The organism is Vogesella mureinivorans (assembly GCF_007644035.1).
GTDB lineage: Bacteria > Pseudomonadota > Gammaproteobacteria > Burkholderiales > Chromobacteriaceae > Vogesella > Vogesella mureinivorans.
The window spans coordinates 190,395-209,383 of record NZ_VMTV02000471.1 but is presented as its reverse complement, the minus strand read 5'-3'; the positions used below and the strand labels follow the sequence as shown (position 1 = coordinate 209,383).

The following is an 18,989-nucleotide window of genomic DNA, read 5'->3' as shown; positions in this document are numbered from 1 at the left end:
CCCTGTTGCCTGGCAGCAGGGGGTTTTGTCTGGTACGGCAGCCTGTTAGTGGCTGGGGCTATCGGGCGGTGCACCAGCTTGCTGCAGCCAGTACAGCATCTGGTGGCGCGCGCTGATGAAGTCCAGCTGTTGCAGCGCATCGCCCAGACGCTGGTTGGCCGCCGCATCGTGCGCGGCCAGCTGGCTGGCAATCTCGTTGTAAACGCGTTTGGCGCGGATATTGCGCTCGCGCAGTAGCTGGTCCAGTGTTTGCAGCGCCGCCAGCGGCAGGCTGCCGGCGGCTGGCGGGGTGGCCGCCTGGGCGGGCGGGTCGCCGGGTAGCAGGGCCAGGCTGGTGTTGGTTTCCTCCATGGCGCGCAGCAGCGCAGGCATCAGAATGCTGGCGCCTTCGCTATCACCATTGGCCAGGGCCACTTCTACCGAGGCGGCGGCCTTTTGTAGCTGGGCAATGTGCAGCGTAGCGGCCACGCCCTTCAGCGAATGGGCCAGGCGCATGGCTTCTTGCGGCTGCTGTGCATCCAGCGCCGCCTGGATCTGCTGCGCGGCCTGCGCGTAGTCTTGCCGCATGCGTAGCAGCAGCTTGTACAGCAGGCTGGTCTTGCCGCCCAGCTGCTGTTGCGCCGCTTGCAGGTCGAAGCCTGGCAGCTCGGGCAGGTGTGGCGGGCTTTCCGTCATGGGCATGGCGTGGCCTTTTGCGCTGGCTCTGGGCTGTACCCAGCGTAGCAGGGTAGCCACCAGCACTTCCGGGTTGATGGGCTTGCTCAGGTGGTCATTCATGCCGGCATCCAGCGAGCGCTGCCGCTCGCTTTCCATGGCGTGTGCGGTCATGGCAATAATGGGCAGCTGGCTGGCACTGTATTGCTGGCGGATATGCCGGGTAGCTAGCAGGCCATCTATCTGCGGCATCTGGATATCCATCAGAATGGCATCAAAGCGCTTGTTCGGGTGCAAAGCGGCCGCAATGGCCTGTTTGCCATCGCTAACGGTTTCTACCCGGGCACCGAGCGAGCGCAGCAGGTGGCATTCAAACTCCTGCAACAGCTCGTTATCTTCTGCCAGTAATAGGTATAGCCCAGCCAGTGCCTGGCCGTGTGCCAGGCTGGGGTTGTGCTGCGGGTGGTCAGGGTTGGCCGGCGGCTCGCCTGGCTGCAGGCGCACGCTGAAACGGAAAGTCGAGCCCTCGCCGGGTACGCTGTTGACGCGGATATCGCCGTGCATCAGCTGTACCAGCTGGCGGCAGATCACCAGGCCCAGGCCGGAGCCACCAAAGCGCCGTGTGGTAGAGGTGTCTGCCTGGCTGAACGACTGAAACAGCTTGTCTACCTGCTTTGGCGTCATGCCTATGCCGGTGTCGCTGACCGCGCAGTGCAGCGTGTAGTCCTGCCCCGGGCCTGGCTCACCATGGATGGCAATGCGTACCTGGCCGTGCTCGGTGAATTTCAGGGCGTTGTTGCTGAGGTTCAGCAGCACCTGGCCTAGCCGTAGCGGGTCGCCGCGCAGCCAGGGCGGAATCGTGCTGCTGACATCCAGTGTGAGCATCAGGTTTTTCTGCGCGGCCTGCATCTGGATGATGTCTTGCAGGTTACGGATAACATCTGCCAGAGAAAAACTGACGTTTTCCAGTACCAGCTTGCCGGCTTCTATCTTGGAAAAGTCCAGAATGTCGTTGATGACACCCAGCAGGGTTTTGGCGGCGGCATCCACTTTTTGCAGGTTTTCACGCTGCTCGGGCAGCAGCTGGCTGTCCAGTGTCAGGTGGGTATAGCCCAGTACGGCGGTAAGCGGTGTGCGGATTTCGTGGCTCATATTGGCCAGAAAATCGCTTTTGGCCCGCGTGGCGGCTTCGGAAGCCTCTTTGGCAATGTGCAGGGCGTCGGTTTTTTCGTTCAGCTGCAGCATCACATCACGAAAGGCATCCAGCGATTGCGCCATGCTGCCCAGCTCGTCAGGGTGCGTATCGTCTAGCGCTTGGCCGGGCTCGCCCTGCTGCATCTGCTGCATGGCGCGCGCCAGCTGGCGCAGCCGGCTGCCCAGGATGCGTTCCACATAGTAGTACGCCATCACCACGATCAGCAGCAGGCTCAGCAGCACCAGCAGCCACAGCATGGCGCTGCCTTGTGTCAGCTGCTGCTGCAGTGCGGCCAGCTGGCCGGCGTCGGGCTGGCTGGCCAATAGCTGTGCCACGTGCTGGTAGCCCCACATGGCCACGCCAGCGGTTAGCAGCACCGGCAGCACTAACGCCAGAATGGCGAGCTGCAGCTGCCTGGTAATGCTGTGTGCGGGTGGGCTGTGGTTGGGGCTTGGGGCGGGCAAGACAGCTCCTGTATGCAGAGGGTGGGCGCTATGTAGCCGTAACGCTATAGCTTATCGACATAACTGGCAAGGCGCCCTTGATCTGGCGCATGCCTGCGGTGCTTCGCGTTATGGCGCGCCGATACCCGCCAGCGTGCACACGATATCGGCAAACAGCGGGCGCTGTGCCGGCTGGGGTGACAGGCACGCCGCCTGCAGCGCCGCCAGCGCCGTCAGGGTTGGCCGCGCGGCATCTTCTGCGTGGCAGTGCGCCAGCAGCTCCTGCAGCAGATAGCCAAAAGCCCGCACGTCGATCTGCTGTAGTGCCGCAGCATTCGCCTGGCCGGGGTCGTAGAACGAGGCCGCGCCAAAATCGCTTAGCAGCGTTTCGCCATCGGGCCGGTACAGCACATTATGGCCGTACAGGTCGCCATGCAGCATCCCCCGCTGGTGCAGCTGCTGCATCACGCCCGCCACGGTGCTGGCGATACGCAGCGCTACCGGCAAGGCAAAGCGGCGCTCGGGCGGGTACACATCGCGCGTGCAGCTGGCCAGGCTGGGCGGCTGCGCCAGGTTGCCAAAACCATCTGGCATCTGCGCCATCACCAGGCCCTGGCGGGCTTGCGGGTGGCCGCTAAGCTGCCCCAGTAGCGCAATCAGCCCCGCATGCTGGCCGGCGTGCAGCGCCGCTGCCATTTCGCATTGCGGCAGGCCATCGCTGGTGATGCCGCCTTTGAATAGCTTGAGCGCCACGCTGCCGGCCGCGGCCTTGCCGTGCTCGTCCAGTACGCTGGCCTGGTAAATATGGCCGGATGCCCCTTCGCCTAACAGCGGGCCCACTTGCAAGCTGGCCCACGGGATAGCCGGCAGGCTGGCACCCTGGGCAGCTTGCTGCTCCAGTGTCTGGCAAAACGGGTTGCCCGCGTAGGCCAGCCAGGCCAGCTGCGGCAGGGTGGCCAGCCAGCCGGGCAAGGCCGTGAGCTGGTTGGCCGCAATACGCAGCAGCGCCAGCTGCCGGCACTGCGCCAGGCTGGCGGGCAGGCTGCGCAGGCGGTTGCCTGCCAGCATCAGTTTTTCCAGCTGTGTGCACTGGCCCAGCGCGTCTGGCAGCACCTCGATACGGTTGTCGGTCAGCACCAGCCAGCGCAGCTGCGGCGGCAGCGCCGCCGCGGGCACATGGCTGATGCGGCAGGCTTTGAAGCCGATCATGGTCAGCGATGGGCAGCGCCCCAGCACCGCGGGCAGCGTGGTAAACGGGTTATCCGAGCAGAAGATCACCCGCAGCTTGTGCAGCCGTGGCAAATCGTCTGGCAGGGTACTGAGCTGGTTACCGGATAAATCCAGAATCTCCAGGCTATTGGCCAGGCTATAGATCTCGGGCGGGAAGGTTTCCAGCCCGGCGTGCAGGCTCAGGCGGGTAATGCCGGCCAGCGCGCCGCTGCGTAGCTGCTCTAGTGTATGCATGGGTTAATGTGTATCAGGGCAAGACAAAGCCCGCCATCGGGCGGGCTGGGTGAGTTGGGTTGGGGCTGCGGCCAACGTCAAGGTTGGCCGCAAGGGCTTATTCCCACTCGATGGTTAAAGAGTGATGAATTTCTTTTAAAAACATTGCCTTACAATTTTTGTTTGTAGGCATGCCATTAAAAGTACCATTCTACCGTTGTGGCACCAGAAAGGTAGTGTGCTCTTTCAACTGCTATGCCACTACACACGAACAGGCAAGGATACCTTCGGCTGGATGGGAACCAGCGTTTTTGCATAAGATCGCAAAATTTCGTTGTATAGGTCTGCATGTTTGGGTGCTTCGACTGAGATGATTAGAGCGTAGCGAATTTTTTCTGCACCTGTCGTCGGGCCCCCACCTTCCCGCGCATTGTAATGGATGTCGAAAACTGGGTTGTCGAGACTGCTGCCCCGCATTGACTTGTTTCCATGTAAAACGGTTTCCCATTTTCCCAAATCAGAACGGCGTTCCTCTTCTGTTGCGTACTTCTTCATATCAAAGAAGCCTTTGGTATCAGCATTGGCCTTGCCATCTTTGATCTTCTTGTCGCTAGGGCGAAAAACCACTTCCAAACCAGCTCGCGTGTAGGCAACTGCATCCTGCGGGTCAGTTGACGATGCGTAGCAGAAAGTTGCTTTTAGTCGGATGTTTCCTTGCAAGCCGCCTGCCGGTAGTGGAAGCGTGGCACGCAAGTATTTGCCAGGCTTTAGCTCCCCTTGGTAGACAACCCTTGCTACACCGGGCGGGCAAGTGATGATCTCCATTAAGTCTTCTGGAATTTTGCCCCAGCCTACTTCTAGCTTGTCATGTGTGCCTGGGTTTGCACTGTGGACTAGCAATGCTTTAATGGCTAACGGTGACAAATCAGAGCCAAGTACTGCTCGGACCCCGACAGCGTTACGAAGTAAATAGGGCGCTGCAAAGCTAGTTCCAAGTTGGGGTGCTAATGTTGGCTTCGCACCTTCGGCCAGGACGTGGAAGTACTTGGGGCTATTGGCATCCCCACCAAAAGCCATCAGATCAGGTTTCACAACCCCAGGGCTGCGACCTGGGCCAATAGCACTATAAGATGCGCGAGCCCATGTTGTATCGACGTTGTCTGTGGCGCCTACAGATAACGCATTAACGCAATCAGCAGGAACTTGTACACGAGCATTACCAACGGATCTATCCATTTCACCGTTGTTGCCTACGGCGACAGTCATTAGGGTATCGCCATCACTTAGTAAGTCGTCGATAACTGATGTCCATGCATGCACATCCTCGTCATCAATTGGCAGGTTAGGTCCTAAGCTTAAGTTGATAAATTGATACTGTCGCGATAGTAGAACTTCCTCGATTAGCCCCAGTGTACGGTACAGCTCTAGTGGGTCTTCCTGGTTGGTCTCACGATCCAGAACACGCAGATGGTCTACGAATGAGTAGGGGCGTGCCGCTGTGCTATTCGGTGCAATAGGGCCAAATAGGAATGCAGAGGTTACGCCTAGGCCATGCTCTAAGCCTCCAGGGTCATCTGCTGCGTTTTCATCCAGCAGCCGGTAGTTGTTCAACCATGGTCCGATGCAGTGATGTTGGGGAATACCTCCATCAAGAATGGCTACCTTAGGCTCTGACGATAGCGGTTGCTCTGTCGGAAGATTGCATGCCACGGTTACACTTGCTGCCCGTTGAATTGGACGCATACCCCGCAGTTTTGGCATTGGACGAATCACACGTACAAAAGAAAACTCGGCTAAGCGCGCGATATTCTGGCTTTCCCCTTGGGCAGGGAGAAACCATAAGTTGCCAGCTCTAAATGCTAGGTCTGTATGAATAGCGACACCAACTTCCGCTGCATACTTAGCAAATGAACGTTGCACAAACTGGTCCATATCACTTGGCAGCAGATGGAGCCCGACTTCGAAAAATCCCCCCATGGGGCTTTCCAGTGAAATAATGCGATCTCTCGCCTCGAATGCAGAAAAGCATTCGATATGTGATAAATCTTTTGCTTCGTTTGAGCCATCTTCCAGGTGTTCTGCCCACTCTGTTAGCTGGCGAAATGCTTCGCGTCGACCTACAACAAAGAGTTCCGTTGTACTAGATTCGCGTGGCGTTCCTTTCTTCGACCAAGCTTCTGGAGTCAGCTTTACTGCTCTGCTACCTATTGATTCAAGTCCTACACTACGCAGCATCGCTGTTGGAAAAAAGGATCGGGCAATGTAGCTCGGGTTTAGCGTCAGTCTAGCAACCCCTAGTTCACCTGGGCAGGCCATGTCGGGTAGGCTGTCAAGAATCGCAGAGGTTTCGTTGAATTGTGGAGTCAGCCGAGTGCAGGCCTGCTGGAGAGTGTAAACCTCCGCCTTGTCCATTCCACGTTTGGGGCCTTTAATCTCGTAGGTGAGTAGCTCGCCTCGTCCGATTAGAAAGTTCGTTTGACTCATGCTTCACGCCTCCGTTTCTGGGAAACAGCCGACTTCCCATCGGTTGTGTACTTGCGAATGGTGTCTCGGCTTACTCCAGTAATCTCCGAGATGCTGTGTTGAGATAGCCGCGTTTGTTTTGCGAGTAGTACCGCCATATCAATGCGGCCTTGACGTTCTAGTGATAGGGCGCGTGCTTTTATAAATTCTTCAATCAGGTTTTCGTCAGAAGCTGTTCCTAATGCCAATGCACGTCTGAACCGCTGTATCTCACGCTCAATGTCGCTGAATGAATGCCCTTGAAACGCGAATACCAGAATCTCCATCCAACGTCCAAATAGTGCGAAATCGGGTCCCAAGAACCTTTTAATAGCTTCTTTGATTGAGGTTGGTTCAGGAAGCTTAAAATCAACGACTAAGTCAAAGCGCCTCCAAAGTGCGGGGTCGATCAACTCAGGGTGGTTGGTTGCAGCTAAAAGTAAACCAGTAGCTGGCCATTCATCAACTTCCTGCAATATCACAGTAACTAAGCGTTTGAGTTCACCAACATCTGCATCATCACTGCGGCGTTTAGCAATCGCGTCTATTTCGTCTAGCAGTAAGACGCATGGGCTGCGTTTGGCAAAATCGAGAGCTGTACGCAAGTTACTACCGCTGCGCCCCAGTAAGCTGCTCATCACTGCAGTTAGATCAAGTACATACAGTGGCACGCCTAGTTGAGCTGCAAGCCAACGTGCAGTTAGGGTTTTGCCAACACCAGGTTGGCCGACAAAGATGGCTGAACGTGTTGGGGTGAGGCCCAATGAAGCAAGGCGAGATGCCTGCTTTCGTTCAAGAATTAGCTGTCCAAGTGACTCTTCAAGGTCCGCAGATAGAAGCGGAGCTTCGCGATCAGAAGGGTCTTTGAAAACTTTTAGTAGTGACAGTCGTGACTCATCGTCCACGGGGAGTACTTCGTTTTGCTGCGATGGTGCAATTGCCTTGCGTAGTGGCGCGCCAGCTCTCTGCGGCTTTGAGCGCAAGTACAGATCAACTTGCTCGGCGAGTTCCGGCTCTGTTCCTCGGTACTTACGAACAAGTCTTGCGGCGAAAAGGCGTACGTCTTCCGTTTGCTCTGCCAGTGCGAGCCGAACAATTTGGACTAAGTCAGCCTTCAAACCTGTGATTTCGCCCATGATTACCTCAACCAATTGATTTAATTACGTTTTTTATAGTCATGTTTTGGACTAGTTTTATTATCGCATGATTTAAAAGCACAAGGAAGGCACTTTGATGAAGATGCTAGGTGCGGCACTGGACCGCATGAAGAAGGCATGCTTACATCGCACGTGGACCTAATGCTCGACCGCCATGCGCAAGAGTCGCATCCTGGCGAGAGAAGCATCAGTACACCCCATAGCTCTGTATCCGGTGCCTCGCTATCGAGTTCCATCGTGCATGCAAAAAGGTTACAAATTTGCGAGGTTATGCGTATTGAATGATTTCGTATGCGGTGTGGGTTGGCTTCTTGGACTAGCCAACATCACGTCTTGATAAGAGCTGCATATTCCTATTACACTGACAGTGGGTACGTCCCATAACTCGGCAATCAGAGCCGCGCTATCGTGTACCACCCCATGCAAAAGCCCACGAAACCGTGGGCTTTTTGCTTTGGTCGCTCGGCAGTAGGCATATCAAGCGGAGAGGGGGTCAAGGGCCGCGCAGCAGTACGCTTGGTTGTTCCTGGTACTGATGGTGCAGGCGCGGGCGTAGCGAACCCTTGACGCACTCGTAGCGGAAATAGGCTAACGTCGGGGAGTAGGGAGGTTTACCCCCTGCTCCCCGAGGTCCACGCGGCCGTGGCGGGGTTTGGGGCTGCGCCCCAAGGTCTTAGCTGTTCTGCTCAGCCTGCTGCTGATGCCAGGCTCTAAGTCTTGCACCGTATTCCTTGCGAATACGGTCGATAGCGATGCTGTCTTGTACTTTCAGGTCTCTGCGTTCATCAGAAAGTCTGGCTTGCTCTTGTTGCAAGCGGGTAATCGTATCTGCATCTGGTGCCGGCTTGGCTCTCTCCCGTGCCAGCAGTTTGCTCTGTATCGCAATCAGGTAGGAGATGTAATCACGGGCACACTCGAATGCCACGCCTTGTTCCGCTGTCCAGCTAGCAGAAATTTCGCCGGCGAAATTTTTTGTGTCCTCACTCATGATCACATCCGTTGTCTTGATAGAGACTTAAGCCTACGTCATGATGTGTGATGTGTCGACAGTGAATAGTAAGACTCATTCTCAAAAATTTCGCCGGCGAAATTTTCTGACAAGGTGGAGGGCATCAGATGGGATGCTGTACCTTGTCAGAGGTGTCGCAGGTCTTGATGTCTACAAGTACTTGGCTCTGTTGTTGGCTAGCTCTCTTAGCTCAACAAAAATGGCAGGTATATCCAGCTCTGAGTATCTTTTCTGAGGTTTGGACCAGGTCTGTCCAGGTGCTGGCTCGACTTCAACTTCGATATAATCCAGCCCCAGTTTTTTTGCTGCGTTCCCAACATTTGTGGGATGTAGTTCAATTCCACTTATTTCTTTAAAGCGTTCAGCTATTTCTGCAGCACTCAGGCAGGTTTCATTCATTCCGATGTATCGCATTATATATCCCTCGGATGGCATCATGAAGTCATGATGTTTTGATAAAAAGTGGGAGGGTATAATTTCGCAGGAAGCGATAGGATGTGTCAAGAGTCGATATTGGAATTGAAACTTATGACTTCATGCTTGGTGCAGGTTTTGAAGGGATTTAACAAAATCAGGGTGTTGTCTCTTGCCCGCAGCGCATTTGCGCGAGGACAAGAGACAACACCCTGATTTGTATTTAGCCATGATTCTTCGGTCGCCAGAAGACTTCGTTAGGAGTCTGGTGCACAGTCCTTGGGTCTGTGCTTTCTATAACCAGGTCAGTCTTTGAATATCGAGAATCATTCATTTCGGCTCGTGACTCATCGCCAAAGAAGTCAACATTAGCCTTTTCTGCAGTTCTTTTCTTGAGAATTTCTTTCAGCTCTTTGTATTTTTCTGTGGATGAAATCTCATATCCAAAATTCACCAAGCCGCTTCCGTGATAGCCGGTGAACACCTGGACTCTCCTGTAAGCGTTACTCCGTAGCTCATCATCTGTTAGATCAATGCCCCCTGCTACGGACAGCTCATCGGCTAGTTCTAGTGAGAGTTTGAAGTATTCATTTGCCCAATGCTGCTCACGATACAGCCGCTCTGGAAAGGTTAGGGCATTGATTGGCGCAATGTGCCCATTCGTTGCGTCAGTGATGCCTGTGCAAATCCAAAATGCATAATGCGGATGAAGTTTCGCTATCGCCTCAATGATTTCAGACGTCGGTCGCTGAAGTCTACTTGCCACTTTTCTCCAGCGCTGAGCATTGATCCCTGTCTTTTCTTCAAGACTTGACCAGTAGCCACGGGGTTTTCGCCCCTCATCAAGGATCAATATGACCCTATCTTCGATTGTGCTTGACACGATCGCTCCTATGTGAATAACATTTTGTTGTCGTCATGGCACGACCACAGGTTATCAAAGTTTACTTGTCAACACAACAAGGAATTCATATGACATCCCCCACAACTGAACAATCCAAGAACCACATTCGCCAGAACCAAGCCCTCCTAGCAGGCCGTGTCAACTCCGTACGCAAAGCAGACGACACCGTCTACACGGAAGTCACTCTGCCGGCTCCTGACCAGTACAGCCAGCCTGCTGCTGTTGAAATTCGTAGCCGCAAGCGTCTTGGTCAGGTCGGTGAAACCATCGAAGTGCAGGTCATCTGCGGTGGCTACCGTGGCAAATCGTTCGTTTATACCGACAAGGATACCGGCGAACGCTTCACTCGTCGTCCCGTGGTCAACAGTTACGTTGCCATTGAGGACTGATCATGCTGACTCCGCTGTCGCTCGAATACCGCCGCGCTTGCCTGAAGCAAGACCGCGAGCGGGTCAGTCACTGGCTTCGCCGCATCCCTGCTGCGCTTGCAAAGGGTATTCGACGTCAGCACAACAAGATTCTCTTTTCAAACGGGTTCAAGTACGACGGGGATGCCCGTCGTGCTGCAAACCTGCATGTTCAAGACTGCCGTGACCACTTTAGTGATATTGCTGGTCGCTTGAACCTGAATGCTACCGACAAAGATCTTTGTGAAGAAGCTAAGGAGACTGCCGACTATGTGCAGCTTTTCCAGCGGATACACAAGGGAAAAAGCTTCGGTGAATTGCTGGAACTCCTACGCAGTTACCTGGTTGAACGCGATGTGTACTTACACGGGAGTGATGATATTCCTGATGGTAGTACGCGCCTGCCCAAGCTTGGTGTGAAGGGCGTAACGGCTGAGTCGATCTTTGCTCGGCTCATTGATGAAACCTTTTGGCGCAAGGTTTTCCGTAAGGGAATCACGCGTAAGGTTGAGACCGAAGCTATTCGTTCTGGTCTCGTTAACCAGAAGGCTGGACTCTATGTGTCGGATGAGACCCTGGCTCGCTTCAGGGGACAGCGCTGCCGTAATCGTGCGCTCCTGGAGGGCTTATTGGCTTTTAACGAGTTGGGGCAGCAGTACACCCTGGCCGAACTAGCCGACCTGTCGGTATCTAACCCTGATATTCGTCGAGCAGAGTTGATGACCCGTATTGCGGGTTTTGAGACTATCGCCCGTACTCTTGGCCATGCAGGCCTATTTCTCACTATTACCTGTCCTTCTCGTTTTCATGCCTTCCGAAAGCTTGGCAAGCGCAAGGTTGTAGCTAACGAAAAATACTGTGGTGCCACTCCCCGTCAGGCGCAGCAGTACCTTTCTGGTGTTTTTGCCCGTATTCGTGCCGAACTGCACCGCCGTGGAATTGCTCCCTACGGTTTTCGGGTTGCTGAGCCACATCACGATGGTACGCCACACTGGCACCTTCTACTGTTTGTTTCGGATGCTCAATCGGCCGAGATGGTTGACGTTTTTGCCGACTATGCCACTCGTGAAGATAAGGCTGAGCTGGGCAATGACATTACCCCGCGATTCAAGTGCAAGGAGATTGATTGGTCGCGTGGTACAGCTGCCGGATACATCATCAAGTATGTCTGCAAAAACATCGATGGATTCAAAAGTAACGGGGAGCCCATTGGTAAAAATTTTGATGATGTTGAAACTCCTATCGGGGCAGAGCGTGTTTTGGCCTGGGCATGGTGCTGGGGGCACCGCCAGTTTCAGCAGATCGGAGTTGCACCCGCAACGTACTGGCGTGAATGCCGCCGCCTTTTTTCCATCCCTGGGATTGTCATAGATAGCGACATCATCATGCGAGCGGCAATGGCTGCTGATGCGGGAGACTGGGCTGAATTTGTCCGAATTCTTGGCGGTACTGGGCTGAGACTTGCCGATTTGCCTTTCAGACTTAGTCGTGAAACTAGCCTTGTGAATCGCTATGGCGAAGAAAAGGGCATTCGCATTCTCGGCTTGGTGGATATTGGTGATGGTCTATTTGTACGGACTCGTATCTATGAGTGGAGCGTTGAATTTGCGCCCAAAAGCGAGCGTAGCGAGCCTTGGACTCGTGTCAATAACTGTACCGCTCACGCGGCTGGCGGAATCGCCAGCCATTCGACAGCTAGAACATTAGTAATTTCAAGCTCAGTCCTAGCCTTGGAGCCAGAGACCGACCCCAGCACCGATTTAGAGATGTCTCGCCAGCCAGAGCTAGGACTCGGTGAATACCACCAGGCTCAATGGCGTGTCTCGAACCCAGTTTTTCAGAGCGGTTAGCCATGTCACTTGGCCAAACAGTCAGCGTGGTCATTTGCACGCAGGGCAAGCCCAATCGCGCCCCTTGCCCAGCTGGTGAAACCAGCAAGGTAGTGCAGGCGTATGTAATCGACCCATCACAACAGAACAATTTTGAGGCGGCAACAGCTCCCTTCGATTACGGCTACGCGTCAGCAATTTGGGCGCTCGCTTTTTCGACAGTGGTTGGGCTGTATTTCGTTTCGCATGGAATCGGATTGGTACTCGGCATGATTCGCCGAGGCTGATGCGTCAACGCGCCGGCGTTTTCCGGCATTCAACTCAAGGACTGTACTTATGCGTAAGCAATTCTTCACCAAGGCCAAGCTGGCCATCGTGGTAGCTGCGGCTGCCGTTTTCGCTCCCGTTGCCCAGGCTGCCGGTGGCGGTAGCACTGCACCGGACCTGTCGTCCCTGACCAACGCGGTGGATTTCAGCACCACCATCACTGCAGTGCTGTCCATCGCAGGCCTGCTGGCCAGTGTCTACATCGCCATCAAAGGTGCCAAGACCGTTCTTGGCATGATTCGCGGCCGCTAAGTCGCGCATCAGGAAAGGGGGCTTTGCCCCCCTTTCTTCAATTGCAGGGGGTATTCATGGCATTTGTTCTTGAGCATGCAAAGCTGGCCGCCATAGCCATCGTGATTCTCTACCTTCTGGCCATGCCCTTTATTTATTCACGTATCGAGCTGACGCTACAAGACGACTTTGAAGACTTCCCTCAATGGAAGGCAACGCTGGCGTACTGGATGGTCTTTGCCTGGGAACTCACCGCCTTCTTTTTCGGGGTAGTGGCTTGTTTGTATTGTGCAATACAAAGCGCTTTGCCTACCGACAAGCCAAGAGGCTGGAAATGACCATTACCCAGCTGTGGTACCTGATTATTTTTGCTTGGGGCATCGCTTGCGGGTGGGCGGTCGTCAAGGGTATTTCAGACCAGTAGGAACGAATCATGAAACGCTGGAAACAAGGCATTCTACTGGCTTGCCTCATCTCGGTATTTGCACACCAGGTTTCGGCAAATGCCGTTCTTGCGCCGGTAGAAAACTACGTAGTCAATCGTGCCGTTGGTGGCATCATCGCCAACCGCATAGCAGCCGCGCAAGGCGTGGCCGCAAATGATGCGGTATGGCTGGCCAAGGCTGCGAATGATCCTGTCTACAAAGCCACGATGGCAGGTATCAGCAGCCAGATGACAGCGGTGAACGTCGCGTCAACGGTGGCAGGTGGTGCTCTGGCACTGGCAGGTGCGCCGCTTTGGCTGACCATCGCCGCAGGCCTGGGCATTACCGCTTTAGGGGCTTACTACTTTTCGTCTGATGGCCTGCAGAAAGTCACCATCAGCCAAGTGTCGTCATCGGTTTCCATTCAGACCCAAAGCACGCCGGTAAAGCCGGCTTACACTGCGCCAGCAGTGCCACCTGCACCGGAACCAAGTTACGGTCAGCTGGCGTTGACGGCTGGGCTGATTGTTTACAAAGGCCTCTGTGACTACGGTGGCGATTGTCTGTCTTTCCCCGCGGCTCCTGCAGGCTACCGCGCAAACGCTCCTTTTCTCAGTGAAGGTGGCGACTACATCACCATTGCCTATTCCCTTGCCGAAATCACCCGCCTGGAATCTGCCTACTCGGCACAACTCAGCAGGCTAGGGGTGTGGAATTGGGCTGATGGCAGCAAAGTAAGCAAGAGCTTCAGCTCTGCGTATTACCTCCCTGCTACAGGTGGTGGCTATGACCTGTACGGTTCCTATGTCGTCACACGTAAGCCTCCCGACACAGCAGACGCCAGCGGCAATACCCAAACCCAGCCAAGCGTTACGACCTATGAATCTAGGAAGTTGACGGAGTGGGTGGTAGGCAACACAGCCCCTATCCCCAAAGCGTTCAGCAATCTTACCGACGCTTACCCCGCCATAACCGATGCGCAGAAAGCGGTGCCGATGCCCGATGCCCAATTGGCACGCCTCGCGGATGAAGCCTGGAAGCGTGCTGCTGCGGCGCCTGGCTATGAAGGCTTGCCCTATAGCGCAGCCGAGCCAGTAACGTCATCTGATGTGACTGAATGGAAAGCGGCCAACCCTAACGCCATGCCTACGCTTGGCGACTTGCTGCGGCCTGCGGCCAACCCTACGAGAGATACAGCAGGCGTACCTATCTCGCACTCTATCCAGCCTGGCAGCAGTACCGGCACGAATCCGGGCACTAATCCAGGTTCCAGCACTTCGACTCGTCCCGACTTGGGCGAGGACCCGAATGTGCCAGACCCGACGTTAGAAGAGGTGCCTGGTGCTGATGCCATCTTGCAGCCACTGCTGTCCCTGTTTCCTGAGTTACGCAGCTTTGAAACGCCAGGGCATGCCGCCCAGTGCCCAAAGCCGGCATTCGACCTGTTCGGTAAGACCATCGTGATGGATGCGCAATGTGTGATTGCCGAGCAGTACCGCGAAGAGTTGGCCGCAACCATGCTGGTTGTCTGGCTGGTGGTCGGGTTGCTCATTCTGTTATCTGCGTGAGGTAAGTCATGCCTGCAGCACTATTCGGCATTCTGATGTCGGCACTCCGGACGATGCTTGGCTTTGTCCTGCGCTCGGCCATCGTCAAGTTCGTTACCTTCTTTGCCTTGTTTTTCGTGGTGAAGGAGTTCGTTGCGGTACTGATTTCCAGTGATCTATACCCAGGTGCCACGCAGGCTTCGGCACTCTCCAGTGCGTTTTCTGGCCTGCCGCCTTCGGTGTGGTACTTCCTGGACTTGTTCAGCATCTCCACCGGCATTTCAACGGTGCTTTCCGCATACGCCACCCGTTTCATCATCCGCCGAATTCCGGTCATAGGTTAAGCACATGGCAATCAATGCATACGTAGGCCTGCAGGGTTCCGGCAAGTCTTTTGAAGTGGTGTCGTCAGTGATTCTGGATGAACTAGAGCAGGGACGGCGGGTGGTGACCAATGTGGCCGGTATCAGTGAGGACAGGATTCATGAATACCTGGTGAGCAAGCGCAAGGCCGATGCAGATACGCTTGGCCAGATCGTGCATGTAACAAATGATCGCATCATGCAGCCACAGTTTTTCCCTGATGAAGAAAGGCCGGAGCTTGAGTCTGTAGTGCAGGGCGGTGATCTGGTAGCGATTGATGAGGCTTGGCGATTTTGGGGCGTAGACAACGGCAAATTGAGCCATGAGCACATGCAGTTCTTCAGAATGCACCGCCACTACGTTAATCCAAAAAATGGCACAACTTGCGATGTAGTGCTGATGACACAGGACATTACAGGGCTGCATCGATCAGTGAGAAATGTCATCGAGTTCACTTTCCGCATGTGCAAGCTCAAGTCCCTTGGGTTGAGTAAGCGCTATCGGGTGGAGATTTATGAAGGCTGGAAGCTGAGCAGCAAGACTCGCATTGATGACCGCCAGAAGAAGTACAACGCCGATATCTTCCCGCTGTACCAGAGCTATACCGGCGGGATGGGGATGGAAAAGGCCATCGACAAGCGGCAGAACGTTCTGGCCAATCCTACCTTGTGGGCTTATGTGGCTGCCCTTGTTGTCTCTACGTCCACTGCTGGCTTGGGGGCATGGCGTTTTTTTCACCCCAAAGAAGCGGTAGAACAGCCCGAAGTAAGTAAGCAAAACAAGTCAGGTTCGACTCGGGCCACCGCTGCTGCCGCCCCAGTTGTCCCCCCAGACATTGAGCTTACCTTCTCGGAAGCATGGCGCGTGGTGGGCCGGTTTGAAACAGAGGAAGCCCGCTGGGTAATCGTGGCAGACGAAAGCGGTCGCTTGCGCATGGAGTCGCCATCCATGTTCAACGGGGAGGGGGCGGCAATGGTCGGCCACGTCGATGGGGAAGCAGTTGCGTACTGGTCAGGCTCATCAGCACGTCAGGTAGTGGGGGCCAGCAAATGACTTTACGCACTCATCGCAATATCAGTCCCGCCAGATCAATGGCCATCCTGGTGATGTGCATCAGCCAGGCATTTGCTGCAGCACCTGTATTGCCAAATGGTGCCATTACCGATTTGGTCATACCGCAAGGGGCCAAGACAACCCGCTTCGATTTCCGCCAGGTTAGCGTTGCCCAGGTTATCGGCCTGATTTACGCCGATGCGCTCAAGCAGCCATACGTGATTGACCCTGCTGTGCTGAAAGATGAGCGGCTTGTGTCGTTCCGCTTCGATTCGTCCAAGGGCAATCTGCGCCAGTTCCTGGGCAATTTTCTGGACGTATTGGGTTTCGCCATTGAAAGCCGTGGCGGGGTGGATTTCGTCACGTCCAAGCCGGCTCAGGACAAGCCTGTAGCAGGTCAGGAAGTGTTTATTTACCACCCACAGCATCGTGCCATGTCGTACCTGGTCGATTTACTGACACCGCTATTCAGCAGTGGTGGCTTTACCGTGTCCCGCACTGTGCATGCCCCAAAAGGGGCCAAGATCGAGGTGGGCAATACCAACGCGTCGCCAACCTCTGCATCTGCACTGATTGACCAGGACGGCGACACCATGATTTTTCAGGGCACAGCCGATGAGATTGCCAAGCTGAAAACGCTGCTACCGCAAGTGGATACAGCCAGCGGAGAGGTTGCAGTTAAAGCGGTGGTGTACGAAGTGAGTACCGGCATGAACGAAGGCACAGCCTTCTCTCTGGCGCTGAACCTGCTGGGCGGCAAGCTAGGGGTGAACATTGGTACAGAGGCCGCACAGGGCAATGCGGTGACGTTCAAGGCGGCCAACTTCGAAATGGCGCTGTCGGCCTTGGCGGGTGACTCCCGTTTCAAGGTGATGTCTACGCCGCGGCTGCGAGTCAAGTCAGGCGCGGCTGCCAGGCTAACGGTTGGTCAGGACGTACCCACGCTTGGCAACGTCAGCTTTCCCCAGGGCGGGGGTGCTGCCGTGCAATCAGTGGAATATCGCTCGTCCGGCGTCATTCTCAGTTTGTCCCCTGTTGTACGGGGAGCATCCGTAGAGATGACGGTCGATCAGCAGATCAGCGACTTCGGCCGCACCGAAACCGGCGTCAACAACTCTCCGACGCTAACCAAAAGGGCACTGGCAACGACCGTATCTGCTGCCGATGGGGAACTGATCGTGCTGGGTGGCCTGACTACCGACAAGGACAGCCAAGGCACCTCGGGGCTGTCCTTCCTGCCAAAGTTCATGCGTACCAACAGTCAGTCCAGCAACAGAACAGAAGTCCTGCTGCTGCTACAAGCGACCAAAATCTGAGATGGCACCAATGCAACGCAAGATGAAAACCAAAGTCCTGATTAACCGTAAAACGCTGCTGGCCATGATTCCGCTGTCGGAGCGCACCATCTACAACCTGGAGCAGCGCGGAGATTTTCCGCGCCGCATTGCGCTTACCACTAGAAATGTTGCTTGGGATTTAGCAGAAGTCGAAGCTTGGATTGAGGCGCGTAAGGCATCGAGCAAACAGTCCATTCCTTCTGACTTCATTTTATGGCTCGCGACGGGTGAACAGCCCCCATTGATTAATGTTTAAATTAAATGAGCCTTATGTTTTATTTAAATGCGAAGATATATGATTTGACTCTTCGATTGTATAGTACGTGTTTAGCAACAACCTTCTGCGAAGCGTTCAATCCAAAGTTGTCCATCAAGTAGAGGGTCGCAGATAGAGTCGATGTTTTTATTTGCTAATGGGGATTTGGGGTTGCCTAATATGAAAAATTCACTTGAATCTCCAAGAATTGATTTTGGTAGGTCGAGTTCATGAAAATCAATGGTGTGAGATAGTGGGTTGATTTTGCTCAAATTATTTAACCCAGCTTCAGAGAGCCAGCGAATAGGCTTGATTGGGCTGCCTTTTAGTTCATCTCTAATTGATTTTCCAAAGGCAATGGCGTTGGCATGTATCGATGTGGGGTCGATTCCAGTTTTTTTAATTGCTTGTATTACGGTTTCATTAACATCTTTTTTGGTCAATTCTGGATTGTGTGGAAGGCATCTCGTCATAATATAAAATGCGGTTCCTAAGTCTCTTAATCGTAGTCCATCACGTATCCGATCACTAAAGTCGTTTTCGTCCGGTAACATGACTAGATCCATGAGATTTTCATTCGCTGCCAGCGAATCGAACGCTGCATCTGTTAGGTTGAGGCATACACGCGTCAATACCGAAGATACTGCGAACGCAATCGCTATGTCTGAAGTGCCGAGCATATTAGCTGCAAGATGAGCGCAAACTGAGTACTCAGTTAGATTGGGATTATAGATGTAGTCTACCGCTTCCTGAGATATCTTCTTTCTCTCAACAATATAGCTGTCATTGTCCAATCCAAAGCTGAAAGCCATGCGTGACATTATTTCCTGAGCCATTGCAGATGCTTCAAGAATAGATACGCTTGAAAGTGGAGATCTAACCATAAGTCCACCTTCTGCATTATGAAACCGCTGAAATAAGATGGTACGGTCTGTGATCTTTCCGTCTTTATCAAAAATTTGGCCGGCAGTGATTGTCGCCATCCAAGGCCGACTGGATACAGGACTGTGCTTGTGTGTGTAGTAGTCAGGTAGTGCTATGCTTCGTAGGAAGTCGTAAAATATTTTTGCTTGCCAGAATTGAGATTCATCTCTTTGGTAATTGTCGTTGCTCAAGTACGCTGCGTTCATCAAGGACAGCAATTTCATCCCCCAGACGGTTGAGGTGCTATCGATGAAGTGGGTATATTCGTGAAAGGCAAGCGGCATTACTTTTGCTATGGATTCATATTCTTGCACTGAAAGCTGTGTTTTTGATATTAATTTTTCACGCAGCTGAACGATAGCATCTATGTCTCGACTTTCAAGGCTCTCGAATGAGACCGTGGCTGTAGGAAAGTGATAGCTGCCAGCGATATCAGATTTTCTAAAAACGTTAAATTTATTGGCGTTTCTCTTAAATTCTTGGAAGTTCATTCATTGCCTCAATTTTAGATTTTGTCTATTTTGACGATATAAAGCATGATTGCTGGATAGGTAATGCTAATTACACGT

The 18,989-nt window shown here is 53.9% G+C and carries 17 protein-coding genes; 9 read left to right on the top strand and 8 right to left on the bottom strand.

Annotated features, from left to right (window positions below):
- Positions 1-45 precede the first annotated feature (45 nt).
- The 7 genes from FLQ44_RS13340 to FLQ44_RS13310 form a co-directional block, all read right to left on the bottom strand.
- Positions 46-2,313, bottom strand: a complete 2,268-nt coding sequence (locus FLQ44_RS13340; RefSeq protein ID WP_147694777.1) for an ATP-binding protein — start codon at positions 2,311-2,313, stop codon at positions 46-48.
- 108 nt (positions 2,314-2,421) lie between these two features.
- Positions 2,422-3,756, bottom strand: a complete 1,335-nt coding sequence (locus FLQ44_RS13335) for a leucine-rich repeat-containing protein kinase family protein (protein ID WP_147694776.1) — start codon at positions 3,754-3,756, stop codon at positions 2,422-2,424.
- Between the two features lie 240 nt (positions 3,757-3,996).
- Positions 3,997-6,219 carry a S8 family peptidase gene (locus FLQ44_RS13330; RefSeq protein ID WP_147694775.1) on the bottom strand — a complete coding sequence of 741 codons (2,223 nt, stop codon included), beginning with the start codon at positions 6,217-6,219 and terminating at the stop codon, positions 3,997-3,999.
- Entirely contained in the window at positions 6,216-7,373 is a 1,158-nt protein-coding gene (locus FLQ44_RS13325; protein ID WP_147694774.1) for an AAA family ATPase, read from the bottom strand. The genes FLQ44_RS13330 and FLQ44_RS13325 overlap by 4 nt, the downstream gene beginning before the upstream one ends.
- 694 nt (positions 7,374-8,067) lie before the next feature.
- Complete coding sequence (locus tag FLQ44_RS13320; RefSeq protein ID WP_147694773.1) at positions 8,068-8,382, bottom strand: hypothetical protein; 315 nt, start codon at positions 8,380-8,382, stop codon at positions 8,068-8,070.
- A 171-nt stretch (positions 8,383-8,553) separates the two neighbouring features.
- Complete coding sequence (locus tag FLQ44_RS13315; protein WP_147694772.1) at positions 8,554-8,817, bottom strand: hypothetical protein; 264 nt, start codon at positions 8,815-8,817, stop codon at positions 8,554-8,556.
- A gap of 223 nt (positions 8,818-9,040) precedes the next feature.
- Complete coding sequence (locus tag FLQ44_RS13310) at positions 9,041-9,700, bottom strand: hypothetical protein (protein WP_147694771.1); 660 nt, start codon at positions 9,698-9,700, stop codon at positions 9,041-9,043.
- A gap of 89 nt (positions 9,701-9,789) precedes the next feature.
- Here FLQ44_RS13310 and FLQ44_RS13305 point away from each other — a divergent pair, with 89 nt between their 5' ends.
- The 9 genes from FLQ44_RS13305 to FLQ44_RS13260 all read left to right on the top strand — a co-directional run bounded on the left by FLQ44_RS13305 (position 9,790) and on the right by FLQ44_RS13260 (position 17,496).
- Positions 9,790-10,110 (top strand): hypothetical protein, encoded by a 321-nt coding sequence (locus FLQ44_RS13305; RefSeq protein ID WP_147694770.1) that lies wholly within the window; start codon positions 9,790-9,792, stop codon positions 10,108-10,110.
- Between the two features lie 2 nt (positions 10,111-10,112).
- Positions 10,113-11,978: a replication endonuclease gene (locus FLQ44_RS13300; RefSeq protein WP_147694769.1), complete on the top strand. Its 1,866-nt coding sequence runs from the start codon at positions 10,113-10,115 to the stop codon at positions 11,976-11,978.
- 315 nt (positions 11,979-12,293) lie between these two features.
- Positions 12,294-12,536, top strand: coding sequence for a hypothetical protein (locus FLQ44_RS13290; protein ID WP_147694767.1), 243 nt, complete (start codon positions 12,294-12,296; stop codon positions 12,534-12,536).
- Positions 12,537-12,592: 56 nt separating this feature from the next.
- Complete coding sequence (locus FLQ44_RS13285; RefSeq protein WP_147694766.1) at positions 12,593-12,853, top strand: hypothetical protein; 261 nt, start codon at positions 12,593-12,595, stop codon at positions 12,851-12,853.
- A gap of 95 nt (positions 12,854-12,948) precedes the next feature.
- The gene (locus FLQ44_RS13280) at positions 12,949-14,508 is read left to right on the top strand and encodes a hypothetical protein (protein ID WP_147694765.1); all 1,560 of its coding nucleotides are present in this window, start codon (positions 12,949-12,951) and stop codon (positions 14,506-14,508) included.
- A gap of 8 nt (positions 14,509-14,516) precedes the next feature.
- Positions 14,517-14,831 carry a DUF2523 family protein gene (locus FLQ44_RS13275; protein ID WP_147684334.1) on the top strand — a complete coding sequence of 105 codons (315 nt, stop codon included), beginning with the start codon at positions 14,517-14,519 and terminating at the stop codon, positions 14,829-14,831.
- A gap of 4 nt (positions 14,832-14,835) precedes the next feature.
- On the top strand, positions 14,836-15,903 hold the full coding sequence (locus FLQ44_RS13270) for a zonular occludens toxin domain-containing protein (protein ID WP_147694764.1): 1,068 nt from the start codon (positions 14,836-14,838) through the stop codon (positions 15,901-15,903).
- A 38-nt stretch (positions 15,904-15,941) separates the two neighbouring features.
- Positions 15,942-17,219 (top strand): type II secretion system protein GspD, encoded by a 1,278-nt coding sequence (locus tag FLQ44_RS13265; RefSeq protein ID WP_240801275.1) that lies wholly within the window; start codon positions 15,942-15,944, stop codon positions 17,217-17,219.
- 22 nt (positions 17,220-17,241) lie between these two features.
- Positions 17,242-17,496, top strand: coding sequence for a helix-turn-helix transcriptional regulator (locus FLQ44_RS13260; RefSeq protein WP_439144928.1), 255 nt, complete (start codon positions 17,242-17,244; stop codon positions 17,494-17,496).
- A 71-nt stretch (positions 17,497-17,567) separates the two neighbouring features.
- Here FLQ44_RS13260 and FLQ44_RS13255 read toward each other — a convergent pair whose 3' ends face one another.
- On the bottom strand, positions 17,568-18,911 hold the full coding sequence (locus FLQ44_RS13255) for a hypothetical protein (protein WP_147694761.1): 1,344 nt from the start codon (positions 18,909-18,911) through the stop codon (positions 17,568-17,570).
- Positions 18,912-18,989: the final 78 nt, after the last annotated feature.